The organism is Streptomyces sp. UG1 (assembly GCF_049974585.1).
Classification (GTDB): domain Bacteria; phylum Actinomycetota; class Actinomycetes; order Streptomycetales; family Streptomycetaceae; genus Streptomyces.
Window position 1 is genome coordinate 1 of sequence record NZ_JBNGGG010000071.1, and the last position, 23,404, is coordinate 23,404.

The 23,404-nt window shown below is 70.8% G+C and carries 23 protein-coding genes and 1 pseudogene; 11 read left to right on the top strand and 13 right to left on the bottom strand.

The features are described from left to right. Nucleotides 1-326: 326 nt before the first annotated feature. A complete protein-coding gene (locus ACP4J3_RS47565) occupies nucleotides 327-977 on the bottom strand; it encodes a DNA-3-methyladenine glycosylase (protein ID WP_426543938.1) in 651 nt (216 codons plus the stop codon). A 139-nt stretch (nucleotides 978-1,116) separates the two neighbouring features. On the opposite strand from ACP4J3_RS47565, the gene ACP4J3_RS47570 reads away from it, so the two are divergent. From ACP4J3_RS47570 to ACP4J3_RS47580, 3 genes are all read left to right on the top strand, one after another. Further along, nucleotides 1,117-1,899, top strand: coding sequence for a sporulation protein (locus ACP4J3_RS47570; protein WP_426543940.1), 783 nt, complete (start codon nucleotides 1,117-1,119; stop codon nucleotides 1,897-1,899). A 52-nt stretch (nucleotides 1,900-1,951) separates the two neighbouring features. Then, the gene (locus ACP4J3_RS47575) at nucleotides 1,952-2,491 is read left to right on the top strand and encodes a YbhB/YbcL family Raf kinase inhibitor-like protein (RefSeq protein WP_426543942.1); all 540 of its coding nucleotides are present in this window, start codon (nucleotides 1,952-1,954) and stop codon (nucleotides 2,489-2,491) included. 146 nt (nucleotides 2,492-2,637) lie between these two features. Further along, nucleotides 2,638-3,144, top strand: coding sequence for an HNH endonuclease (locus ACP4J3_RS47580; RefSeq protein ID WP_426543944.1), 507 nt, complete (start codon nucleotides 2,638-2,640; stop codon nucleotides 3,142-3,144). Nucleotides 3,145-3,282: 138 nt separating this feature from the next. On the opposite strand, the gene ACP4J3_RS47585 is transcribed toward ACP4J3_RS47580, so the two are convergent. The 3 genes from ACP4J3_RS47585 to ACP4J3_RS47595 all read right to left on the bottom strand — a co-directional run bounded on the left by ACP4J3_RS47585 (nucleotide 3,283) and on the right by ACP4J3_RS47595 (nucleotide 5,696). Next, on the bottom strand, nucleotides 3,283-4,227 hold the full coding sequence (locus tag ACP4J3_RS47585) for an SPFH domain-containing protein (protein WP_426543946.1): 945 nt from the start codon (nucleotides 4,225-4,227) through the stop codon (nucleotides 3,283-3,285). Nucleotides 4,228-4,360: 133 nt separating this feature from the next. Continuing rightward, nucleotides 4,361-4,789 (bottom strand): NfeD family protein, encoded by a 429-nt coding sequence (locus tag ACP4J3_RS47590; RefSeq protein ID WP_426543948.1) that lies wholly within the window; start codon nucleotides 4,787-4,789, stop codon nucleotides 4,361-4,363. Between the two features lie 109 nt (nucleotides 4,790-4,898). Then, nucleotides 4,899-5,696 carry an ABC transporter ATP-binding protein gene (locus tag ACP4J3_RS47595; protein WP_426543950.1) on the bottom strand — a complete coding sequence of 266 codons (798 nt, stop codon included), beginning with the start codon at nucleotides 5,694-5,696 and terminating at the stop codon, nucleotides 4,899-4,901. 138 nt (nucleotides 5,697-5,834) lie between these two features. Between ACP4J3_RS47595 and ACP4J3_RS47600 the strand changes: the two genes are divergently transcribed. After that, nucleotides 5,835-6,623 carry a hypothetical protein gene (locus ACP4J3_RS47600; RefSeq protein WP_426543952.1) on the top strand — a complete coding sequence of 263 codons (789 nt, stop codon included), beginning with the start codon at nucleotides 5,835-5,837 and terminating at the stop codon, nucleotides 6,621-6,623. A gap of 212 nt (nucleotides 6,624-6,835) precedes the next feature. Here the strand turns inward: ACP4J3_RS47600 and chpE are convergent, their stop codons facing one another. From chpE to ACP4J3_RS47615, 3 genes are all read right to left on the bottom strand, one after another. Next, nucleotides 6,836-7,081 carry a chaplin ChpE gene (chpE, locus tag ACP4J3_RS47605; protein ID WP_426543954.1) on the bottom strand — a complete coding sequence of 82 codons (246 nt, stop codon included), beginning with the start codon at nucleotides 7,079-7,081 and terminating at the stop codon, nucleotides 6,836-6,838. Between the two features lie 168 nt (nucleotides 7,082-7,249). After that, nucleotides 7,250-7,891, bottom strand: a complete 642-nt coding sequence (locus ACP4J3_RS47610; RefSeq protein ID WP_426543956.1) for a response regulator — start codon at nucleotides 7,889-7,891, stop codon at nucleotides 7,250-7,252. Continuing rightward, on the bottom strand, nucleotides 7,884-9,029 hold the full coding sequence (locus tag ACP4J3_RS47615) for a GAF domain-containing sensor histidine kinase (protein ID WP_426543959.1): 1,146 nt from the start codon (nucleotides 9,027-9,029) through the stop codon (nucleotides 7,884-7,886). Before ACP4J3_RS47615 ends, ACP4J3_RS47610 begins: the two co-directional genes overlap by 8 nt. Nucleotides 9,030-9,299: 270 nt before the next feature. Here ACP4J3_RS47615 and ACP4J3_RS47620 point away from each other — a divergent pair, with 270 nt between their 5' ends. From ACP4J3_RS47620 to ACP4J3_RS47635, 4 genes and pseudogenes are all read left to right on the top strand, one after another. Then, a complete protein-coding gene (locus ACP4J3_RS47620) occupies nucleotides 9,300-10,001 on the top strand; it encodes an SDR family NAD(P)-dependent oxidoreductase (RefSeq protein ID WP_426543961.1) in 702 nt (233 codons plus the stop codon). Then, a pseudogene (locus ACP4J3_RS47625) lies at nucleotides 9,998-10,430 on the top strand (S-adenosylmethionine:tRNA ribosyltransferase-isomerase); the annotation flags it as partial. The gene ACP4J3_RS47620 and the pseudogene ACP4J3_RS47625, both read left to right, overlap by 4 nt. Nucleotides 10,431-10,453: 23 nt before the next feature. Further along, entirely contained in the window at nucleotides 10,454-11,740 is a 1,287-nt protein-coding gene (locus tag ACP4J3_RS47630) for an S-adenosylmethionine:tRNA ribosyltransferase-isomerase (protein WP_426543997.1), read from the top strand. A gap of 299 nt (nucleotides 11,741-12,039) precedes the next feature. After that, the gene (locus tag ACP4J3_RS47635; RefSeq protein ID WP_426543963.1) at nucleotides 12,040-12,816 is read left to right on the top strand and encodes a transglycosylase SLT domain-containing protein; all 777 of its coding nucleotides are present in this window, start codon (nucleotides 12,040-12,042) and stop codon (nucleotides 12,814-12,816) included. 135 nt (nucleotides 12,817-12,951) lie between these two features. Here ACP4J3_RS47635 and ACP4J3_RS47640 read toward each other — a convergent pair whose 3' ends face one another. Continuing rightward, nucleotides 12,952-15,459 (bottom strand): FHA domain-containing protein, encoded by a 2,508-nt coding sequence (locus ACP4J3_RS47640; protein ID WP_426543965.1) that lies wholly within the window; start codon nucleotides 15,457-15,459, stop codon nucleotides 12,952-12,954. Nucleotides 15,460-15,697: 238 nt separating this feature from the next. On the opposite strand from ACP4J3_RS47640, the gene ACP4J3_RS47645 reads away from it, so the two are divergent. Continuing rightward, nucleotides 15,698-18,169 carry a streptophobe family protein gene (locus tag ACP4J3_RS47645; protein WP_426543967.1) on the top strand — a complete coding sequence of 824 codons (2,472 nt, stop codon included), beginning with the start codon at nucleotides 15,698-15,700 and terminating at the stop codon, nucleotides 18,167-18,169. Nucleotides 18,170-18,397: 228 nt separating this feature from the next. Continuing rightward, entirely contained in the window at nucleotides 18,398-19,618 is a 1,221-nt protein-coding gene (serB, locus tag ACP4J3_RS47650; protein WP_426543969.1) for a phosphoserine phosphatase SerB, read from the top strand. A 92-nt stretch (nucleotides 19,619-19,710) separates the two neighbouring features. Here the strand turns inward: serB and ACP4J3_RS47655 are convergent, their stop codons facing one another. From ACP4J3_RS47655 to ACP4J3_RS47670, 4 genes are all read right to left on the bottom strand, one after another. Then, nucleotides 19,711-20,229 carry a SixA phosphatase family protein gene (locus tag ACP4J3_RS47655; RefSeq protein WP_426543971.1) on the bottom strand — a complete coding sequence of 173 codons (519 nt, stop codon included), beginning with the start codon at nucleotides 20,227-20,229 and terminating at the stop codon, nucleotides 19,711-19,713. A 65-nt stretch (nucleotides 20,230-20,294) separates the two neighbouring features. Further along, entirely contained in the window at nucleotides 20,295-20,501 is a 207-nt protein-coding gene (locus ACP4J3_RS47660; RefSeq protein ID WP_426543973.1) for a hypothetical protein, read from the bottom strand. A gap of 204 nt (nucleotides 20,502-20,705) precedes the next feature. Next, entirely contained in the window at nucleotides 20,706-20,822 is a 117-nt protein-coding gene (locus tag ACP4J3_RS47665; protein WP_426543975.1) for an SGM_5486 family transporter-associated protein, read from the bottom strand. A gap of 48 nt (nucleotides 20,823-20,870) precedes the next feature. Continuing rightward, the gene (locus ACP4J3_RS47670; protein ID WP_426543977.1) at nucleotides 20,871-22,160 is read right to left on the bottom strand and encodes a CynX/NimT family MFS transporter; all 1,290 of its coding nucleotides are present in this window, start codon (nucleotides 22,158-22,160) and stop codon (nucleotides 20,871-20,873) included. A gap of 76 nt (nucleotides 22,161-22,236) precedes the next feature. On the opposite strand from ACP4J3_RS47670, the gene ACP4J3_RS47675 reads away from it, so the two are divergent. Beyond that, nucleotides 22,237-22,929: a FadR/GntR family transcriptional regulator gene (locus ACP4J3_RS47675; RefSeq protein WP_426543979.1), complete on the top strand. Its 693-nt coding sequence runs from the start codon at nucleotides 22,237-22,239 to the stop codon at nucleotides 22,927-22,929. Here the strand turns inward: ACP4J3_RS47675 and ACP4J3_RS47680 are convergent. After that, nucleotides 22,907-23,239, bottom strand: coding sequence for a hypothetical protein (locus ACP4J3_RS47680; protein WP_426543981.1), 333 nt, complete (start codon nucleotides 23,237-23,239; stop codon nucleotides 22,907-22,909). The two genes, ACP4J3_RS47675 and ACP4J3_RS47680, sit on opposite strands and share 23 nt — an antisense overlap. Between the last annotated feature and the right edge of the window lie 165 nt (nucleotides 23,240-23,404).

The window sequence follows — 23,404 nt, forward strand, 5'->3', positions numbered from 1 at the left end:
TCACCCTCTCGGGCTTTCCTCCGGGCTTCCCTTCGGTCTTGCGTTTCCGACTCTATCAGATCCTTTTCCGATCCGATTCCCTGTCGGCGGGATTGTCTTGGGCTCTGGGGCTTTCGCCCGTCGGCCTTTCGACATTCACTACGTTAGCCGATTCCCCCGCCCGATTCATAATCGGGTCCCGCGGATTCGAATTCGGGCATGCGGGCACACCAGAATCGACCCCGCTGAGGGGTTCTCGTAGGTAGTGGGTTAGCCGCTCCGGCTGCTGACTTACGCAGTACCCGGTTCAGCGGCTCGGGCTACGTTACGCCCCTCGCAAAGGTGCGTCAACTTCGGCGGCGCTTGGGGACATGGGCCCGATAGGGGCTGACCGTCGGGTCGTTGGCGATCCAGAAGCGCCAAGGGTGGATGTCGCCGTTGCCGCCGTCACCTGCCACGCCGGTGCGTGGGCCGTTGAGTACCTGGTCGGAGGGGACGGGCATGCCGGTGAGCACTCGTAGCGGGGTCTCGCCGGTGCTGCACGCGTCCGTGCCGTCCAGGGCGCGGTCCACGTCGAGGGCGGTGGCCAGGCGGGCCGGGCCTTTGGCCAGTTCCTTGTCGTTACGGGCCGAGAGTCGACGTTTGCGGGCGAGCTCGGCGCCCTCGACGATCTCGCCGGCGCGCAGCAGGACCGCGCAGGCCTGGCCGTCGGGGCCGCACACCAGGTTCATGCAGTGCCACATGCCGTAGGTGAAGTAGACGTAGACGTGTCCGGGGGGACCGAACATCACGTCGTTGCGGGGGGTGCGGCCGCGATAGGCGTGGGAGCCGGGGTCGTTCGGGCCGTCGTAGGCCTCGACCTCTGTCAGGCGGAGGGTGATCGGACCGTCCGGGGTGGTGCGTACGAGGAGGCGGCCGAGGAGGTCGGGGGCGACCTCCAGGACGGGGCGGTCGAAGAAGTCCCGGGGCAGGGGCGTACGGTCGGGGGTCGCGATCATGCCGTCCGAGGGTAGTGCAGACGGGTGGTGGCGACGGGGTGGTCAGGGGGCCTGCACCTTGCCAGGGTGGGGCGCGGAACCGGCCACGGCCGGATCGCGTTTGTAGGGATCAGGGATCCGCTCTGAGAAGAGGAGAGTCATGGCGTTCAAGAAGCTGCTCGCGAGCCTGGGGGCCGGCGGTGCTTCGGTCGAGACGGTGCTGACGGAGGTCAATGTCGTCCCGGGCGGGGTCGTCCAGGGTGAGGTGCGGATTCAGGGCGGGTCCGTGAACCAGGACATCGAGGGTCTGGCCGTCGGGCTCCAGGCGCGCGTCGAGGTCGAGAGCCAGGACTCGGAGTACAAGCAGGACATCGAGTTCACGAAGCAGCAGCTCGGCGGTGCCTTCGAGCTGCAGGCGGGGGCCGTGCACGCGGTGCCGTTCGGGCTGGAGATCCCCTGGGAGACGCCGGTCACGATGATCGACGGTCAGGCGCTGCGCGGTATGAACATCGGTGTGACGACCGAGCTGGCGATCGCTCGGGCCGTGGACTCCAGCGACCTGGACCCGATCAACGTGCACCCGCTGCCCGCGCAGAAGGCGATCCTGGATGCCTTCATCCAGTTGGGCTTCCGGTTCAAGAACGCGGACATGGAGCGCGGTCACATCCGCGGTACGCGGCAGAGGCTGCCGTTCTACCAGGAGATCGAGTTCTTCCCGCCGCAGCAGTACCGCGGGATCAACCAGGTCGAGCTGAGCTTCGTCGCGGACCAGAACGCGATGGACGTCGTCCTTGAGATGGACAAGAAGCCGGGGCTGTTCAGCGAGGGCAGCGACACCTTCCGGTCGTTCCAGGTGGGCCTGAACGACTTCCATGGGACCGACTGGGCGGCGTATCTCAACCAGTGGCTGTCCGAGGTCGGCAGCAAGCGCAACTGGTTCTAGGCTCGTTAGCCACAGAATCCGCGATTCCGCTGTTCCTTCAGGAGGTATCGACGTGACCGAGCTCAAGAGGCGGCCGCTGCCGCACGACTTCCATCCGTCCGTTCCGTCCTTCACGGTCGCGAGCGAGGACGTCGAGCATGGCGGAACCCTCAAGGACGCTCAGGTCTACGCGGCAGGCAACACCTCGCCGCAACTGCGCTGGGAGGGCTTCCCGGCCGAGACCAAGAGCTTCGCCGTGACCTGCTACGACCCGGACGCCCCTACGGGCAGCGGGTTCTGGCACTGGGTCGTCTTCGACATCCCGGCCTCGGTGACCGAGCTGCCGGCGGGCGCGGGCAGCGGCAAGTTCGAGGGGCTGCCGGAGGGTGCCGTACAGGCGCGGAACGACTATGGGTCCAAGGACTTCGGTGGTGCCGCGCCGCCGCCCGGGGACGGGCCGCACCGCTATGTGTTCACGGTGTATGCCGTGGACCAGGAGAAGCTCGGTCCGGACTCGGATGCCAGCCCGGCCGTCGTCGGGTTCAATCTGCGGTTCCACGCGATCGCGCGTGCGCATGTGATCGCCGAGTACGAGGTGCCTGCCGAAGTCTGACGTTCATGGAACGTTTGCCCGCTCCTGGTCATGGAAGTGATCGGGGGCGGGCATTTTTTATTTCGTTGTCCATCTCGGCGTGCCCGGCCAGAGTTGATCCCAGCCCGCCAGGGGGTGGGCTGGTGCACACGGGAGGTGGGCTGGTCATGCGGGACACGCTGGTACTCAACGCGAGCTTCGAGCCGCTGTCGACGGTGACGCTGAATCGAGCCGTCGTTCTGGTGCTTCAGGACAAGGCCGTCGTCGAGCAGGCCCACCCCGAACTGCGTATGCGGGGAGCCGCGGTGGACATACCCGCGCCCCGGGTGATCAGGCTGTGCAGGTATGTAAGGGTGCCGTTCCGAAGACAAGCGCCGTGGTCGAGGCGGGGTGTGCTGGTGCGGGACCGGCACCGGTGCGCGTACTGCGGGCGCAGGGCCTCGACGGTGGACCATGTGGTGCCGCGGTCGCAGGGTGGGCAGGACACCTGGCTGAACACGGTGGCCTCGTGTGCGGAGGACAATCATCGGAAGGCCGACCGGACGCCTGAGCAGGCGGGTATGCCGCTGCTTCGGGAGCCGTTCGAGCCGACGCCTGCTGATGCGATGCTGCTGGCGCTGGGGGCCGACGAGTTTGCGGCGCTGCCGGATTGGCTGGCGCTGGATGCGGCATAGCTAATCGCCGTTGGGCCTTGGGTTGTTCGTTGGCTGCGGGTGGTTTGTGGCTGGTCGCGCAGTTCCCCGCGCCCCTAGGGCGTTTGGGGCCCGCCTTCGTCTGGAAGGCGGGCCCCTTGTCGTACCGCAGAAACCGCCTCAGTCGATTGACGGGTTCTCTCGGCGTTCCACGCCCGTGCCGGAGGAGCCGTTGCCCGAACCGCCGCCCAAGCCGCCCAAGTTGCCCATCGCGCCCGACAGGCCCTTGAGGGCGTCGCCGATTTCGCTGGGGACGATCCAGAGCTTGTTGGCGTCGCCCTCGGCGATCTTCGGGAGCATCTGGAGGTACTGGTAGGACAGGAGCTTCTGGTCGGGGTCGCCGGCGTGGATCGCTTCGAAGACCGTGCGGACCGCCTGGGCCTCGCCTTCCGCGCGCAGGGCGGCCGCCTTGGCCTCACCTTCCGCGCGCAGGATCTGGGACTGCTTCTCACCTTCGGCGGTGAGGATGGCGGCCTGGCGCGTACCTTCGGCGGTGAGGATCGCGGCGCGCTTGTCACGGTCGGCGCGCATCTGCTTCTCCATCGAGTCCTGGATGGAGGTGGGGGGTTCGATCGCCTTGAGTTCCACGCGGTTCACGCGGATTCCCCACTTGCCCGTCGCCTCGTCGAGGACTCCGCGCAGGGCCGCGTTGATCTCCTCGCGGGAGGTCAGGGTGCGTTCGAGGTCCATGCCGCCGATGATGTTGCGGAGGGTCGTGACCGTGAGCTGCTCGATCGCCTGGATGTAGCTGGCGACCTCGTAGGTGGCGGCGCGGGCGTCGGTCACCTGGTAGTAGATGACGGTGTCGATGTTCACGACCAGGTTGTCCTGGGTGATCACCGGCTGCGGTGGGAACGGCACGACCTGTTCACGCAGGTCGATGCGGTTGCGGATGGTGTCGATGAACGGGACCACGATGTTGAGGCCCGCGTTGAGTGTCCGCGTGTAGCGGCCGAAGCGCTCGACGATGGCGGCGCTCGCCTGTGGGATGACCTGGATCGTCTTGATCAGGGCGATGAAGACCAACACCACCAGAATGATCAGGACGATGATGACCGGTTCCATCGTCGTTTCCCCGTACCCCTTCTCCGCTGCGGCAACTTCGGCAGATCTTATGGTTGTTGAAGATCTTGCTGGTCGAGTCTGACAGACCGTCGCGTGGCCTGTGGCGCGTTCGCGCCAGTTACGTCGTGCGAGGTCACATGACGATCGCCGTGGCCCCCTCGATGTCCACGACGTCCACTTCCTGGCCTACTTCGTAGGCGCGGTCGGTGTCGAGGGCGCGTGCCGACCAGACCTCTCCGGCGAGCTTGATCCGGCCGCCGGAGGCGTCGACTCGCTCCAGTACGACGGCCTGCTTGCCCTTCAGGGCCTCGATGCCGGTGGCGTGTTGGGGCTGCGCGCGATGCCGGTTCGCGATGGGCCGTACGACGGCGATGAGTGCGCTCGAGACGACGACGAAGACCACGACCTGGATGACGGCGTCACCGCCGAAGATGCCGGCGACCAGGGCGGCCGCCACGGCGCCCACCGCCAGCATGCCGAGTTCGGGCATCGCGGTGACCACGAGCCCGATGCCGAGCGCTGCCGCTCCGATCAACCACCACACCCACGCGTCGATTTCCACATGGTCATGGTATGACTGCGGGCCCTGTCACCGACAGAGCACCGATCGTTTGAAGGGTCCCTACTTACCGCGGTTTTCCAGCGATTTTCGCGAGTGGTGAAGGAGCGGGTCAGGACAGCGGGAGACCTTGTGCCGTCCAGCGGTCGCCGACCTGCTCGACGACGAGGGGCAGGCCGAAGCACAGGGAGAGGTTGCGGGAGGTGAGTTCGAGTTCCACCGGGCCGGCGGCGAGGACCTTGCCCTGGCGGATCATCAGGACGTGGGTGAAGCCCGGGGGGATCTCCTCGACGTGGTGGGTGACCATGAGCATCGAGGGGGCGATCGGGTCGCGGGCGAGGCGGCCGAGGCGGCGGACCAGGTCCTCGCGGCCGCCGAGGTCGAGGCCGGCGGCGGGCTCGTCGAGGAGGAGCAGCTCGGGGTCGGCCATCAGGGCGCGGGAGATCAGCGTGCGCTTGCGCTCGCCCTCGGAGAGGGTGCCGAACTTCCGGTCGAGGTAGTCGCTCATGCCGAGGCGGTCGAGGAAGGCGCGGGCGCGCTGCTCGTCGATCTCCTCGTAGTCCTCGTTCCACGTGGCGGTCATGCCGTACGCGGCCGTGAGCACGGTCTGCAGGACGGTCTGGCGCTTGGGGAGCTTCTCGGTCATGGCGATGCCGGCCACGCCGATGCGCGGGCGCAGCTCGAAGACGTCGGTGCCGGGCTTGCCGAGGGTCTCGCCGAGGATGGTGGCGGTGCCCTTGGTGGGGTAGAGGTAGCTGGACGCGACGTTCAGGAGGGTCGTCTTGCCGGCTCCGTTCGGGCCGAGGATGACCCAGCGCTCGCCCTCCTTGACCGACCAGGAGACCTGGTCCACCAGAGCCCGGCCCTCGCGGACCACGGATACGTCCTGAAGCTCCAGAACATCGCTCATGAGCGCGTTGTCTCCCCTTGCAGTGTGACCGGTCTCGGCGTCTCGGTGGTCGCGTGCGCCTGTGGGCGCAGCCCTCAAGGAAATCTACGCCACCGGTCCCGCACTTCATTCCATCGGTCCGGTCCTTAGGGTGGGGGCATGCTCTCGGAACCACGTTCAGGACGCCTTGCCGCTTGGGGAAATGCCCTTTTGGCCGGACTTGTCGCGCCGGATGACGCTGTGCTGGAGATCGTCGGGGACGACGCGGTGCACCGGGTGGAGGGGCTGCCCGGGGAGTCGGCGCCCGTGGGACTCACGCTTGCCCTGGGGCGGCTGCGGGCGCTGGGGGTGAGCGGGCTGCGGGTCGCGCTGCCCGCGCCGGGGCATCCGCTGGGGCTGAGCGGGCCGCCGGAGTTCAATGCGCGGGCGATGGAGGCCGAGGAGGCGGTGATCTGTCACGGCGCCGCGCTCGGGCTGGTCCCGGAGGTGTACGAAGCCGGGCCCGCCGGTGATGTGCATGTCGAGGTGGTCTGGCAGGTGCTGCCGGTGCGGGAGGCGCCGCCCGCGGATGTGCCGTCGCTGGGTGAGGCCGAGCGGGAGCTGGCGGACGGGCTGCGGGAGGCGACCGAGGTGTTGTCCCGGCTGGATGTGGCCGGGTCGGGGCCGGTGGCCGAGGCGGCGATCGACGCGTACCGGGCGCGGGCCGATCGGGGGCGGGAGGTGTTGGCGCCGGGGTATCCGCCGCGGGCGGTGCGGGTGCTGGAGCTGGCGCAGCGGGTGGGGCTGCTGGTGTCGCTGGCGCACGAGAACGGGCACGGGGGTGCGGTGAGCTCCGCGGAGATGGGGGCGCGGGTGGAGGCGTTGCGGCCGGTGGAGCGGGTGGCCCGACGGGCGCAGGTCGCGTCTTACAACGCGTATGTGGAGGAGCGGGAGCGGGGGGTGCGGTGACCGTCGGCCGCTTGGTGGTCGGCGTTGGTGTGGCCGTGCCCGGGGGCTCCGCCCCCAGACCCCCGTTTCGGCCCTGAAGGGGCCTCGTCCTCAAACGCCGGACGGGCTGGATTCGCCGGCCGGCGTTGAAGAGGTGCCGACCTTCCGCTGCAGCAGACCGGCCTCCCGGGATGCCCGGGAGGCCGGAGGTCACTGCTCGCTTCGGGTGGGCGTCACTTGTTGACGGCCAGGTTGCCGAAGGCAGGGTTCAGGATGCCGACGACGTTCACACTGTTGCCCGAGTCATTGACCGGGATGTGGATCGGGGCCTGGACGAGGTTGCCCGAGGCGATGCCCGGGGAGCCCACGGCCTCGCCGTCGGCGTGCGCACCGGTGGTGGCGGAGGCCATTCCGGCACCGGCGGCCAGCAGGCCACCCGCCACCATCGTCACGGCCGCTGCCTTCTTCAGGTTCTTCACTTCTAAGCCCTCCTTGCGATTGCCGCGGCAGTCGCCGCAGCACGCACTGGAGAACGGCCGAGATCCACGGAGGATGCGCCATCTGGGGGACATTCCCACGACGGTATGAATCTCAGTCCGGAGCGGAACCCTCCGAATTGCCGAGAGTCATGTCCTGCGCAGAACGTTTCAGCCGGTCATGCCATGGCGTACGGCCCACAGCGCGGCCTGGGTGCGGTCCGCGAGGTCGAGTTTCATGAGGATGTTCGACACGTGGGTCTTGACCGTCTTCTCCGAGAGCACGAGGGCTCTGGCTATCTCCCGGTTGGAGCGGCCGTCCGCGATCAGGCCGAGCACCTCGCGCTCCCGTTCCGTCAGCGAGCCCGCTCTGCCCTGTCCCGAGTTGGTCTCCTCCTGGGACAGCAGGGCGCCCGCGACCTCGGGCTGGAGCAGGATGTGGCCGGCGTGGACCGAGCGGATGGCTCCGGCGAGGGCGTCGGGGTCCACGTCCTTGTAGACGTAGCCGGCGGCGCCCGCGCGCAGGGCCGGGATCACCGTGCGCTGTTCGGTGAAGCTGGTGACGATCAGCACGCGCGCGCGGTTGTCGAGCTCGCGGAGCTTACGCAGGGCGTCGACGCCGTCCATGCCCGGCATCTTGACGTCCATCAGCACGACGTCGGGCTTCAGCTCCTGCGCGCGGGCCACTCCCTCGGCGCCGTCGGCCGCCTCGCCCACGACCTCGATGTCGTCCTGCACTTCGAGGAAGGTGCGCAGGCCCCGGCGGACGACCTGGTGGTCGTCGACGAGCAGCACCTTGATTGCGTCACCCACCGGGGACCTCCATCTCGATCGTGGTGCCCTTGCCGGGCGCCGATTCCACCGTCAGCGCGCCGCCGACCCCGCTCGCCCGGTCCCGCATGGAGACCAGGCCGAGGTGGCGTCCGGCGCGACGTACCGCCTTGGGGTCGAAGCCGCTGCCGTCGTCGGTGACCCGCAGCACGGCTCCGCTGCCGCGCCGGTCCAGCGTCACGTCGACCTGTTCGGCGGCGGAGTGCCGCAGGGCGTTGTGCAGGGCCTCCTGGGCGACGCGCAGCACGGCCTCCTCCTGGGCGGAGGGCAGGGCCTTCACGCCGCGGCCGGCGAAGGTCACGCGGGCGGTGTGGGCGCGGTCGAGGACCTGGATCTGGGTGCGCAGGGTGGCGACGAGGCCGTCCTCGTCGAGGGCCGCGGGGCGCAGCTCGACGACCGCGGCGCGCAGTTCGTCGGCGGCCTCGGCGGCGAGTGCGGCCACCTGGTGCAGCTCGCCCTTGGCGCGGGACGGGTCGCGGTCGATCAGGGCGGTGGCGGCCTGGGCCGTCAGGCGCAGGGAGAACAGCTTCTGGCTGACCGCGTCGTGCAGCTCATGGGCCAGGCGTGAGCGCTCCTCGGCGATCGTCAGTTCGCGGCTGCGCTCGTAGAGGCGGGCGTTGGTGAGGGCGATCGCGGCGTGCTGGGCGAGGATCCCCAACAGCTCCTCGTCCTCCTCCGTGAAGCCGCAACTGCCCTCCGGCTTGGGGCAGTTCTTGTTCGCGAGGAACAGAGCCCCGATGACCTCGTCGCCGTCGCGGATCGGCAGACCCAGGAAGTCGGACATGTCGGGGTGGGCCGACGGCCAGCCCTCGAAGCGGGGGTCCTTGCGGACGTCGGCGAGGCGCTCGACCTTGGCGTCCTGGAGCATCGCGGCGAGGATGCCGTGCTGGCGAGGCAGCGGGCCGATGGCCTTCCACTGCTCGTCGCTGACCCCGTCGACCACGAACTGGGCGAAGCCGCCGTGGTCGTCCGGGACGCCGAGCGCGGCGTACTGCGCGTCGAGCAGCTCGCGGGCCGAGGCGACGATCGTCTTGAGGACGTCGCGCACCTCCAGATGCCTGCTCATGGCCAGCAACGCGGAGCTCACCGCGGCGAGGCCGGACCTGGGGCCTTGACTCATGCCCTCACGGTACCGGCGGGGTGTGACAGCCGGATCGGACCTGTGGCGGCTGCCGGCTGCGGCGCGGGACCTAGGGCTGCGGTACCAGGCTCGGCGGTGTAGGACGCGAGGACCCCGGCGCGTGACGTAGGGCGAAAGGCCCCCGGTGGGCGACGTAGGGCAAAGGGCCTCACGGCTTTGCGACCCGCGTCCGAGGCGGTGCGGGCGTCCCGGTTCCTACGTTGAGGGCACCGCCGGTCGGCGGCGGCCTGGGACGAGGGGACGGATGTCATGCCGGTAGCGATCATCACGGGGGCCTCGAAGGGTCTGGGGCGGGCGCTCGCCGAGGCGCTGGCCGCGCGGGGCTGGGATCTGGTGCTCGACGCCCGGACGCCGGAGGTGCTGTGGGAGACGGTGGCCGGGCTGCGGGAACTGCACGGCACGCGCGTGACGGCCGTGCCGGGGGACGTCACGGACGCCGGGCACCGGGCCGAGCTGGTGGCTGCCGCCTCGGTGCTGGGCGGCGTCGATCTGCTGGTGAGCAACGCCAGCGCGCTGGGCGCCGAGCCGCTCGTACGGCTGGACGGACTGCCGCTGGAGGGGCTGCGGCGGGCGCTGGAGGTGAACGTGGTCGCCGCGCTGGCCCTGGTCCAGGAGGCGCTGCCGCTGCTGCGGGCGTCCGAGGCGGGCACCGTGATCACGGTCAGCTCGGACGCGGCCGCCGAGGCGTACGAGACGTGGGGCGGGTACGGGGCGTCGAAGGCCGCGCTGGACCATCTCGCCGCGGTGCTCGGCGAGGAGGAGCCGGGGCTGCGGGTGTGGGCGGTCGACCCCGGGGACATGGCTACGGACCTGTACGCGGCGGCCGTACCGGACGACGACGGTCCGCGCCCGGCGCCGGCCAGTGTGGTGCCGGCCTTCCTGCGGCTGCTGGAGGAGCGTCCGGGGAGCGGTCGCTACGGGGCGCCGGCGCTGCTGGAGGGGCGGCGATGACGCTGGCGGTGAGAGTGCCGGAGGAGCTGTCGGCGCGGGTTCCCGCCGAGCAGCGTGGGCCGGGGCTGGGCCGGGATGCCGTACGACTGCTGGTGTCGCGGGGCACGGAGGTGTCCCACCACGCGTTCGCCGAGCTGCCGCTGCTGCTGCGGCCCGGGGACCTGCTGGTCGTCAACACGTCGCAGACGCTGGCCGCCGCCGTGGACGGATGGATCGGGCACGCGCGCGTGGTGGTGCACTTCTCCACGCTCGGGGACGACGGGCGGTGGGCCGTCGAGCTGCGGGACCCCGACGAACACGGCACCACACGCGCGCGTGCGGGCGGGCCAGCGGGGACTGAGGTGTGGCTGCCGGGCGGATTGAGGCTGGTGCTGGAGGAGCCGCTGAGCGAGGGGAGCGAGCGGCTGTGGTGGGCGCGGGTCGCGGGAGGGGGTTGGGCTGGGGGCGCGGGGCTGAAGGGGGCTCCGGGCAGGGGGCGGGAGGAGACGCGGGGCGCGGGGCCGGAGGGGGCACGGGGCGCGGGGCCGGAGGAGACGCCAGGCGCGGGGCCGGAGGAGCCACGGGGCGCAGGGCCGGAGGAGGCACGGGGCGCGGGGCCGGAGGAGACGCCAGGCGCGGGGCCGGAGGAGCCACGGGGCGCGGGGCCGGAGGAGACGCCAGGCGCGGGGCCGGAGGAGCCACGGGGCGCAGGGCCGGAGGAGACGCCAGGCGCGGGGCCGGAGGAGCCACGGGGCAGCGAACCGGCACAGGCGCAGAGCGCAGGACCCGAGGCACTACGGGCAACAGGAACCGAGACGACCAGGGCCGCAGAGGCCGAGGAGGCCCAGCGCGAGGGGTCTGACGGGGCACGGAGCCCGGAGCCACACGGAGCGCAGAGCCCAGGACCCTACGGAACTCGGGACGCGGGAGCCGACGGAACCCGGGACGCGGAACCAGACGGAACCGGTGACGCGGGACCAGACGGAACCCGAGGCGCCGGAGCCGACCGAGCCCCGGACACAGGACCCGACGAAACCCGGGGCACGGGAGCCCACCAAGCGCCCAGCCCCGACCCTGCCCCTGCCCCTGCCCCTGCCCCCGACCATGCCCGAGTCCTCGGCCTGATGCACAAGTACGGACGGCCCATTCGTTACTCCTATACGGAGCGGGATCAGCCGTTGGCCGTGTATCAGACCGTGTTCGCGTTGCCGTCGGGTGACGGTCTGGGGAGTGCGGAGATGCCGAGTGCGGCGCGGCCCTTCACGGTGGGGATGGTCACGGAGCTGGTCAGCCGGGGTGTGCAGTTCGCGCCGGTCACGCTGCATACCGGGGTGGCCTCGGCGGAGACGCATGAGCCGCCGTATCCGGAGCGGTTCGTGGTGCCGGAGGCGTCGGCGCGGCTGATCAACGCGGTCAAGGCCGGGGACGGCCGGGTCGTCGCCGTCGGGACGACGGCCGTGCGGGCCGTGGAGTCGGCGGTGGACGCCGACGGGGTCGTACGCGCGCGTGCAGGGTGGACGGACCTCGTCGTGACCCCGGAGCGCGGGGTGCGTGTGGTGGACGGGCTGCTGACCGGGCTGCACGAGCCGGAGGCCTCGCATCTGCTGATGCTGGAGGCCGTCGCGGGGCGAGCCGCGATCGACCGCGGTTACGAGGCGGCGCTGCGCGGGCTCTACCTGTGGCACGAGTTCGGCGACGTGCACCTCGTCCTCCCGGCGGACCAGCCTCACTCAGAGCATTGCTCCAGCAACTGCTGGTGAGACCGTCGCACGGTTGATGTGAGCCCGCACATAGGGTGCACATCACGTACGAAAGTCCGTAGTAGGTAACTGCGTCCCTTTTGAGCGGCACAGACGGTCCCGTCTGTCCTATTTTGCCCTTCCCGGTTCCACTACCGAGGATCGTACGTCACACCTTTGCCTCGCGATTTTGCGGCCGCTAAGAATGGCTGCCGTCGCTCAGCGCCGCGGGTTCCGCCCGCGGCGCTTGTGCAGGAAGCACCCGTGTCCCACGCAGGACAGCGAGCGACCTCCGCGCTATTCGAAGAGGTCCATCTGCCATGCTCAAGAACACCAAGAACCGCGGTCCCATACGTGCGCTGACCCAGCGGCACAAGATCGCGATCGCCGGAGTCGCCACCCTCGGCGCCGCCGCCCTCGCCTTCTCCGCCGTCCCCGGCAACGCCCAGACGACCACGGCCGAAGCCCCCGCGGGCAAGGTGGCCTACAGCAACGAGCAGATCAAGGACGTCAAGGGCAACGTCACCGACCAGCACGCGTCCGCCCGTGTGAAGGCCCAGGAGATGGCGGCCAAGCACAAGGCCGCGGTCGCCCACGCCAAGCACGAGGCCGCCGTCGCCCACGCGAAGCACGAGGCCGCCGTCGCCCAGGCCAAGAAGCGGGCCGCCGAGGCCGCCGCCAAGAAGAAGGCCGAGGCCGCGCGCAAGGCCAAGGAGGCCGCCAGCCGGTCCGCCAAGCGCGCCGCGGTCAAGCCGGTCGCCGCCAAGAAGACCTACGCCAACAACCTCGACGGCTGGATCCGTGAGGCCCTGGACATCATGAAGAAGCACAACATCCCGGGCACCTACAACGGTCTGCACAAGAACATCATGCGGGAGTCCTCGGGCAACCCGAACGCCATCAACAACTGGGACATCAACGCCCAGAACGGCGTCCCGTCGATCGGTCTGCTGCAGGTCATCAAGCCGACCTTCGACGCCTACCACGTCCCGGGCACGGCCTGGAGCCAGTACGACCCGGTCGCCAACCTCACCGCCGCCGCCAACTACGCGGCCGACCGGTACGGCTCGATCGACAACGTCAACAGCGCGTACTGAGCGAGGTAGGCGTGGGCCTCTGATCCGCGTCCTCTGATTCCGCGGGCCTCTGATTCCGCGGGCCTGTGATCCGTACGCCGAAGGGCGGCACCCTCCTGACGGGTGCCGCCCTTCGGGCGTCGTACGGCGACGGGGCTACTTGCGCATGACCTCGGGCTCGTGGCGGCGCAGGAAGCGGGCCACGAGGAAGCCGCAGATCGCACCGAGGGCGATGAGGGCGGCCATGTCGAGGCCCCAGGCGCCCACCGTGTGGTCCCACAGCGGGTCGGTCGCGGTCGGGTCGTCCTTGTTCGGGTTGACCAGGTTGAAGTCCAGGGTGGCGCCCGCGGCGGCGACCGCCCAGCGGGACGGCATCAGGTACGAGAACTCGTTGACACCGATGGAGCCGTTCAGGGTGAACAGGCAGCCCGTGAACACGACCTGGACGATCGCGAACATCACCAGCAGCGGCATGGTCTTCTCGGCGGTCTTGACCAGCGCGGAGATCACCAGGCCGAACATCATCGAGCTGAACCCGAGCGCCATGATCGGCAGGCAGAGCTCCAGCTTGGTCTGGGCGCCGAGGATCAGACCCTCCGCGGGAACCTCGCGCGCACCGAATCCGATCCCGCCGACGATCAGACCCTGGACCATGGTGATCATGCCGAGCACGATGACCTTGGACATCAGGTAGGCCGAGCGGGACAGACCCGTCGCGCGTTCCCGTTCGTAGATCACCCGTTCCTTGATCAGCTCACGGACGGAGTTGGCCGCGCCGGCGAAACAGGCGCCGACCGCGAGGATGAGAAGGACGGTGGTGGCGGTGCCGTTGGGCTGCCGCAGCCCGTTGGCGCGCGGCTCGTTGGGCAGCAGGTTGTTGCCGGAGTCGATGAGCAGGCTGACCGCGCCGAGTACGGCGGGCAGGATCAGCATCAGGGCCATGAAGCCCTTGTCGGACGCGATGACCGAGACGTACCGCCGGACAAGGGTGATGAGCTGCGAGCCCCAGCCCTGTGGCTTCGGCGGCTTCATCGCCTGCATCGGAGGCATCTGTACGGACTGCGGGGCAATCGCGTCGATGTCCGCGGCGTACATCTGGTAGTGCTGCGAGCCCTTCCAGCGTCCCGCCCAGTCGTAGTCGCGGTAGTTCTCGAAGGCGGAGAAGACGTCGGCCCAGGTGTCGTAGCCGAAGAAGTTCAGCGCCTCCTCGGGCGGGCCGAAGTAGGCGACCGCGCCGCCCGGCGCCATCACCAGGAGCTTGTCGCACAGCGCCAGCTCGGCCACGGAGTGGGTGACGACGAGGACCGTACGACCGTCGTCGGCGAGTCCGCGCAGCAGCTGCATGACGTCGCGGTCCATGCCCGGGTCGAGACCCGAGGTGGGCTCGTCGAGGAAGATCAGCGACGGCTTGGTGAGCAGCTCCAGGGCCACCGAGACACGCTTGCGCTGGCCGCCGGAGAGGGAGGTGACCTTCTTCTCCTTGTGGATGTCGAGCTTGAGCTCGCGCAGCACCTCGTCGATGCGCTCCTCGCGCTCGCGGGCCGTGGTGTCGGCGGGAAAGCGGAGCTTGGCCGCGTACTTGAGGGCCTTCTTGACGGTCAGCTCCTTGTGCAGGATGTCGTCCTGCGGGACCAGACCGATGCGCTGGCGCAGCTCGGCGAACTGCTTGTAGAGGTTGCGGTTGTCGTAGAGGACGTCGCCCTGGTTGGCGGGGCGGTAGCCGGTCAGCGCCTTGAGCAGGGTCGACTTGCCCGAGCCGGACGGGCCGATGACCGCGATGAGGGACTTCTCCGGGACGCCGAAGGAGACGTCCTTGAGGATCTGCTTGCCGCCGTCGACCGTGACGGTCAGGTGGCGGGCGGAGAAGGAGACCTCACCGGTGTCGACGAACTCCTCGAGGCGGTCGCCGACGATGCGGAACGTGGAGTGGCCGACGCCGACGATGTCGGTGGGGCCGAGCATCGCCGAGCCGCCCTTGGCGATCGGCTGGCCGTTGACGTACGTGCCGTTGTGGGAGCCGAGGTCGCGGATCTCCATACGGCCGTCGGGCGTCGAGTGGAACTCGGCGTGGTGCCGGGAGACCTGCAGGTCGGAGACGACCAGTTCGTTCTCCAGGGCACGGCCGATGCGCATCACGCGGCCGATCGAGAACTGGTGGAACGTGGTCGGGCTGCGGTCGCCGTAGACCGGCGGCGCCCCCGCGCCACCACCGGGGCCCTGCTGCTGCGGGATGTGGGCGGCCTGCTGCGGCTGCTGCCAATCGGCCTGCGGGGCCTGCTGTTGCGGCGCCTGCTGCGCCCAGCCGGCCTGTGCGCCCTGCGCGGCGTACGGCTGTTGCTGCGGCCGGCCCTGCGGCGAGGCGACGGAGGCCGCGGTGCCGGAGAGGTTCAGGCACGGTCCGTCGGTCGCGTTGCCCAGGTGCACGGCCGTACCCGGCCCGATCTCCAGGTGATGGATCCGTTGGCCCTGCACGAACGTGCCGTTGGTGCTGCCCTGGTCCTCGATGACCCAACTGCGGCCGCTCCAACTGATCGTGGCGTGCCGCCAGGACACCCTCGCGTCGTCGAGCACGATGTCGCCCTGCGGATCGCGTCCGAGGGTGTAGGGCCTGGACACGTCGAGCGTCCAGGTCCGTCCGTTCAATTCCAGTACGAGTTCCGGCACTCCATGCCCCACTGAGTAGTCCCCCGAGTTACCCCCAACACAGGGAGTCTAGGGATGTCGAACATCGTCGGGAACTATTTCAGGCTCCACCCCCTGACCGAAAGCCGGGCCTTGTGTGGACCACGCCTGTGCGCTTCGACTGGTTCCGTTGACGGGGTTGAAACCAGCCCGGAGAGTGGTAATCCACGCGAGGGGGACATGCGCGGCGATCGGCCGCACGCGGATCGGGGGGTCTGCCATGAGCGCGTCCACGTACGTCGGGACCTCGAAAGGCGCGAGGCTGCCGTGGGGGGACATCCTGCTCTCCGCGATCGCCGCCGTGAGCTGGGCGTTGATCGGGATGGCGGGTACGGCGGCGCTCGGACTGCGGCTGCTGGAGGCGGACTCGGCGGGGTCCCTGGGCCCGATGACCGCGGCGGTGGTGGCCCTTGGGGCGGGTGGTTCGGTCACGCCGTCCGGGGATGTGTCCGCTTTCGGCTTGACGGGCGCGGAGGCGGCGACGGCCATCGAGATCACGCCACTCGGGGTGAGCCTGGTCGGCGCGGTGCTGCTGTCGTGGTTCTTCCTACGGTCCCTGCGGGGCGCGGGAGTTGAGATCGCGCCGGCCGAACTCCTCGCGCGCGCGGGCGCGGTGGTCGCGCTGTTCGTGGCGATGCTGGGCGGGCTGGCCTGGGCCGGGCACGACGTCATCACGGTCGACGGGAGCTCGCTGGGACTCGACGACCTGCCGGGGGGCGGCGGAGGCGGAGGCGGCGGTCTCGAGATCCCCGGTATCGGCGACATAGGGGACATCGGCGGGCTGCTGCCCGACCGGATCGGCGACCTGATCGACGCGCAGGCGGCGGTCGGCTTCACGGTCGACACGGCGCCGACGCTGCTGGGCGGCATGGGCTGGTCGGCCGGAATCCTGCTCATCGCCCTGCTGGCCTCGCGCCGCACCCCGCTGCCGCGCGGGTGGGAGGCCGCGCACCGCGTCATCCGTCCCGCCGCGTCCGCCCTCGTCACGGTGGTGCTGGTGGCGGTCATGGCCGGGCTCGCGGCGGCGGCGTACGCGGCGATCGGCGACGAGCACCCCAAGCGGATCGCGGGCGCGGCGCTGCTGGGCGCCCCCAACGGCGTGTGGCTCGGCATCCCGATCGGCCTCTTCGTACCATTCGACGGCCGGGCGACGGGCGTCCTGGTAGGCCTGCTGCCGGATCCCCTGGACGACCTCCTGAACAGCGGCGCGGACCAGTCCGTGACCCTGGGGAGGCTGGCTGAGCTGGATGGGCGGGTGTGGCTGCTGGGCGTCGCGGCGGCGGTGATGATGCTGCTGGCGGGAGTGCTCACGGCGGTGCGGACGCCGGTGGTCGCGGGTGCCGGGGTGGTGGGTGGCTCCGAGGCGTCCTGGGGAGTACGGGGACCGGGTGCCGGGGCGGGGGGAAGCTTCGGGGGGTCCCGGGGAGTACGGGATCCGGGCGCCGGGGTGGGGGGAAGCTTCGAGGGTTCACGGGGAGTACGGGATCCAGGTCCCGGGGCAGTGGGTAGCTCCGAGGGTTCACGGGGAGTACGGGATCCGGGTGCCCTCCGTTTCGCCGGGCGGTGTGCGCTGCGGCTCGGGGTCGCCACGGCGCTGACCCTGCCGTTGCTCGTGTGGCTGACGGAGCTGTCCGTGGACGCCTCGCTGTCGGTGCTGGGGTTCGACGCGTTCGGTGCCGGGGTGCGGTTGCAGGGGAACCTCGGCATGGCGCTGGTCCTCGGCGGGGCCTGGGGCGCGGGGGCCGGCGCGGTGGGAGCGCTGCTGGCCCGGGTCACCGGCGCGGCGGGGACGCGGGCGGCTCCGTTGGCTCGGGGCGCGGAGGCCGGCACTGCGGGCGGTGGGCCCGGCACTGCGGGCGGGGCGTCGGAGGTTGCCGGTGCTTCGTCATATGCGAGCCGGTCCGGGCCGTACGCGGGCGGGGCGTCGGAGGGGGCCGGTGCTTCGACGTACGCGAGCGGGTCCGGGCCGTACACACCCGGCACGCCGTATCGGCCGCCGAACCCTGCGACGAACCCGTATCTCCGATTGCCGGACGAGCCGAGCGAACCGGAGGACGCCCGACCGCCAGGGGTGACACCGCCACCGGGGGCGGCGGCGCCACCGGGCGTGGCAACGCCGCCAGGGGTGGCACCGCCGCCCGGAGTGGCACCACCGCCGGAGGACGGGCGGTCTTCCGGGGGCGGACGGTCATTCCGGGGCAGGCAGGCGCCCGGGGGCGCGCGGCCATACGGAAGCCCCCAGCCATCCAGTCATGCACCCCCACCAGGACGCGCGCGCCCGGCCGACGACGCGCAGCCGCGCGAAGGTGCGCGGCCATACGGAAGCCCCCAGCCATCCGGTCATGCGCCCCCACCAGGAGGCGTGCGGCCGACCGACGAGCCGCAGCATCCCGAGGGTGCGCGGCGGCCCGGTGACCCACCGTCCGGGGTGCCGTCGCACAGGACGTCGCCGTACGGTGGCCCGCCGCCCGACGACGAGCCCCCTCCCCCCAGCGGCGACGACATGTACGGCGCCCCCACCGTCGCCCGCCCCATCGAGCCGCCCCCTCGGTCGCCCCGGTCTCCCCGGCGGCGCGGAGACCGGTCGTCGTCATCCGGCGCGGGCGAGGGACCACCGCCACCGCCACCTCCTCCCCCGCCGCCTCCACCCCCTCCACCCCCACCACCGCGAAAGCCGAAGGGGCGCTCCTGATCCTCAGCGCGGGGCCGGTCCCTGCCGCCCTGATCCTCAGCGCCGGGACCGGCCCCCGCCGCCCTGATCCTCAGCGCCGGGACCGGCCCCTTGCCGCTGCGCCGCCGCTGAACGCAGCGGTGGCCGGAATGTAAGGTCCCCGCCATCCGGCCGACACCCAGTGTTCCGTGTCCGCTAGACGGACCTCAGGGGCGGCAGGCACTGGGTGCCGGATACGGTGGAGGCACCATGAGCGCTTCGCAGACCTCAGATGTCTCCGCCGATATCCCCACTCTTCTCGTCAAGATCTTCGGGAAGGACAGGCCGGGCATCACCGCCGGCCTCTTCGACACGCTGGCCGCCTACTCCGTCGACGTGGTCGACATCGAGCAGGTCGTCACCCGTGGCCGGATCACGCTGTGCGCGCTCGTGACGCAGCCGCCGACCGGTATGGAGGGCGATCTGCGGGCGACCGTCCACAACTGGGCGGAGTCGATGAAGATGCAGGCGGAGATCATCTCCGGCCGGGGCGACAACCGGCCGCGTGGCCTCGGACGATCGCTGGTGACGGTGCTCGGGCACCCGCTGACCGCGGAGGCGACGGCCGCCATCGCCGCCCGGATCACCGAGTCCGGCGCCAACATCGACCGCATCTTCCGCCTCGCCAAGTACCCCGTGACCGCGGTGGAGTTCGCGGTGTCCGGCGTGGAGACGGAGCCGCTGCGCACCGCCCTGGTGACCGAGGCGGCGGCACTGGGTGTCGACGTCGCCGTCGTCGCCGCCGGACTGCATCGGCGCGCCCAGCGGCTCGTCGTCATGGACGTGGACTCCACGCTCATCCAGGACGAGGTGATCGAGCTCTTCGCGGCGCACGCCGGGTGCGAGGACCAGGTGGCCGAGGTGACGGCGGCCGCGATGCGCGGTGAGCTGGACTTCGAGCAGTCGCTGCACGCGCGCGTGGCGCTGCTGGCGGGGCTGGACGCCTCGGTGGTGGAGAAGGTGCGCAGCGATGTGCGGCTGACGCCGGGCGCGCGCACGCTGATCCGTACGCTGAAGCGGCTCGGCTATCAAGTGGGGGTCGTCTCGGGTGGGTTCACGCAGGTCACCGATGATCTCAAGGAACGGCTCGGGCTGGACTTCGCCCAGGCGAACACGCTGGAGATCGTCGACGGGAAGCTGACGGGCAAGGTCACCGGCGAGATCGTGGACCGGGCGGGCAAGGCGCGGCTGCTGCGCCGGTTCGCCGCCGAGGCGGGGGTGCCGCTGTCCCAGACGGTGGCGATCGGTGACGGTGCCAACGACCTGGACATGCTCAATGCGGCGGGTCTCGGTGTCGCCTTCAACGCCAAGCCGGTGGTGCGGGAGGCGGCGCACACGGCGGTGAACGTGCCGTTCCTGGACACGGTCCTGTATCTGCTCGGCGTCACCCGTGAAGAGGTCGAGGCCGCGGACATGCACGACGAGGACTGACGACGGCCCGCGCCCGACGACGTAAAACCCGATGACGTACATGTGTGAGGGGCCCGGCACCGCCACGGTGCCGGGCCCCTCACACGGGTCGGTCACTCGGACGGCGCCCAGTAGTCGAGCAGCGTGCCCACGCCGGGCTCCAGCGTCTTCCAGGTGCCGGTGAAGGAGAGCACGGCGAAGGCGGCGGCCGGGAAGCCCCGGCGGCTCATCCGCTCGCGCGCATTGTCCTCGGCGGAGCCGGAGAGGATCTCGGCGAGGCCCTGCACGCCGGGGTTGTGGCCGATCAGCAGGACGTTCTGCGCGTCGTCGGGGGTTTCGTTGAGCACGGTGATCAGCTCGCCGGGCGAGGCCTCGTAGACCCGCTCCTCGTAGACGGTTTTCGGCCGGTGCTCGAACTCGTGGACGGCGAGCTTCCAGGTCTCCCGGGTCCGGGTCGCGGTGGAGCACAGAGCCAGGTCGAAGGGGATGGCGGTGTCGGCCAGCCTGCGTCCGGCCTCTGCCGCGTCCATTCGGCCCCGGTCGGCGAGCGGCCGCTCGTGGTCGGTCACCTGTGGCCAGTCGGCTTTCGCATGCCGGAAGAGGACAATCCTGCGGGGTTCTGCGACGCTCATGAGATCCAGCTTCGCATGAAACAGGCCATGGGGCGCAGGGAGTTGACGGGCGGCTTTGGCGGTGCTCAGCGCGTGATCAGCTCCACTATGCGCTCGAGGAGCTGGGGGATCGCGGGCTCGGTGGTCGCGGCGTGCGCATCCGACGGGTTCAGGATCAGCGTGAGCAGCGTGATGAAGGCGAGCGTCGGCAGGGCGAGGGCCCACCAGGGCAGCCGGGTGTCGGCACGGCCCGTGGACGCCGGGTGGGGCGGAGTGTGCGTACGGGCCGACATGATGCCTCCGTGGGTCTTCGAATGTCCGTGGCGCCTCTCGCGGGCACACTTCGAAGTTACGGACTCGGCGGCCCTCAACCCATCCGGTGATCCACCCAGTTGACCCTGACACTCACCCCCTAGGGGATGGTGGTGCTACCCCCACCATCGGCCTGCCGAGGTGTGCCCGGGGATCCGTCGGGGGCGTCCGTCGGGGTTGTGGCGTCAGGGGGAGGCGATCGTCGCGACGATGGCGATGATCACGAAGATGGCGAAGAACGCGCCGAAGACGAGCAGCATCTTCTTCTGGCCGTTCTGGGGGTTCGGGTCGAGCACTGGCATACGGAGAGTCTCGCACCCGTCGCCCGCCGCCGGTCCGCCGGGGTTCCCTCAGCGAGCCGCCTCGTCCTCCACCGTGCGGTTGCGTCCCGCCAGGACACCCACCGCCATCTGCGGGATCATCAGACCGGCCATGAGGGCGATGGGCAGCCCCCAGCCGCCGCTGTGCTGGTAGAGCACGCCGACCAGGAGCGGGCCGGGGATGGAGATCAGATAGCCGGTGCTCTGCGCGAAGCCCGACAACTGGGCCACGCCCGCGCTGGTCCGGGCCCGCATGCCGACCATGGTCAGGGCCAGCGGGAACGAGCAGTTGGAGACGCCGAGCAGCAGGGCCCACACCCAGGCTCCGGCGACCGGGGCCAGGTACAGGCCGGCGTAGCCGACGAGGCCGCAGGCGCCCAGTGCGAGCACGATCGGGCCCTGGTGGGGCAGCCTGGTGGCGAGGCGCGGGATGACGAAGGCGAGCGGCACGCCCATCACCATGGTCACGGCGAGCAGCAGCCCGGCGGCGGACGCGGGCACGCCCGCGTCCCGGAAGATCTGGGCCATCCAGCCCATCGTGATGTAGGCGCCGGTGGCCTGGAGCCCGAAGTAGACGGCGAGTGCCCAGGCGGTGCGGCTCCGGGTGATCCGCGGCGCGGGCACCTGCACGCGCGCGTGGTCTTCCCGGGTGGACGCGGCGGTCGCCGTCCCCCGGTCCCGCACGAAGGGGATCCACGGCAGTACGGCCGCCACTCCGAGCGCTCCCCACACGGCGAGCCCGGTCTGCCAGCTGCCGCCCAGCATCTCGGTCATGGGCACCGTCACGGCCGCCGCGGACGCGGTGCCGAGGGCGAGGGCCATCGAGTACAGGCCGGTCATGGAGCCGACCCGGTCCGGGAACCAGCGCTTGACGATGACCGGCATCAGGACGTTGCTGACCGCGATGCCCATGAGGGCGAGCGCGGTGGCGGCCAGGAATCCGGCCGTGCTTCCCGCGTACGGCCGTACGAGCAGCCCCGCGGTGATGGCGGCCATGCCCGCGCACACCACGGCGCCCGGGCCGAAGCGGCGGGCCAGGCGCGGGGCGGCGACGCCGAAGACGGCGAAGCACAGCGGGGGCACGGAGGTGAGCAGCCCGGCCACGCTGCCGCTCATGCCGAGCGCGTCGCGGACCTCTTCGAGGAGGGCGCCGAGGCTGGTGATGGCGGGGCGGAGGTTGAGCGCGGTCAGCACGATGCCGAGCACCAGCAGCCGCGTCGTCCACGCGCGCGTGGCGGGCTCTGCGGTGTGTGTCTCGGGAGTGCGTATGCGCATGGACGTCACCGTCCGGGTTTCCTCACGTGCCATGCGGCCCATCATAGAATCATAGGATGATTGACTGTCCACCCCGTTGTCCCGGGTCGCCCACCGCGCCCCTGACGTGCGAAGGTGTGCCATGCCCCTGAGCCACCCCCGCCGCTCGGCGCTGTCCGAGCAGGTCATCGCGGCCTTGCGGAACCAGATCACCACGGGCGAGTGGCCCGTCGGATCCCGCATCCCGACCGAGCCCGAGCTGGTCGAGCAGCTCGGCGTGGCCCGCAACACGGTCCGCGAGGCGGTCCGCGCGCTCGCGCACAACGGCCTGCTGGACATCCGCCAGGGCTCCGGCACCTATGTGGTGGCGACCAGCGAGCTGGCCGGCGTGATGCACCGCCGCTTCGCCGACGCCGACCCCCGGCACATCGCCGAGCTGCGCTCCACGCTGGAGTCGGGCGCCGCGAAGCTGGCCGCCGAGCGGCGCACGGAGAAGGACCTCAAGCAGTTGGACGCGCTGCTGGTGCGGCGCGAGGAGGCCTGGGAGTCGGGCGACGCGGAGACGTTCGTGGCGGCCGACGCGACCTTCCACCTGGCGGTGGTGGCGGCCTCCCACAACGACGTGATGATCGCGATGTACGCGGACCTGAGCGAGGTCCTGCGGGACTGGCTGCGCGGGGACGTCGGCCCGGAGCTGACGCCGGAGTCGTACATGGACCACGCGCGGCTGGTCGACGCGATCCGCGCGGGCGACGCGGCGGCCGCCGCGACCGAGGCGGCCAGCTATCCGTTCCTGTGCCGTCCGGGGCGCTTCAGCTCTCCCGCCGGTGGCTGACCCACGCCGAGCCGACCTCCTTCCAGCAGCGGGCGGTCAGCCGTACGGTCTGCGCCGGCCCGGCGGCGACCGGGGAGCCGTCGCTGTCGAGGTCCCACCAGCGGGCGCACTCCACGTGCAGGCTCACGCGGTCCGTGGCCGGATAGGGGTTGTGGCAGTAGGCGGTCACCTGTGAGCCGGTGACGCTGATGCGGCACGCTGCGCCGAACGGCTCCCGGTGCGGCCCCTCCTCCGCTCTCGCGGCGTACGACAGGGGCAGTACCAGGGCGACGGCGACGGTCGTCGAGGCCAGGCGGCGGAACAAGCGCACAACGGGACCTCCTCGGCCGTACGGGAGAGGGGCTCACGTGATGGAACGCGTACTCCAGGGTGCGCCGCCGCAGGCCTGGCCCGCCTCGCCTGATGGGCCGAACGGGTGACGCCCCGCTCCCCGCGAGCGGGCGGGAAACGGGGCGTCGTGACGACGTAGCGGCAG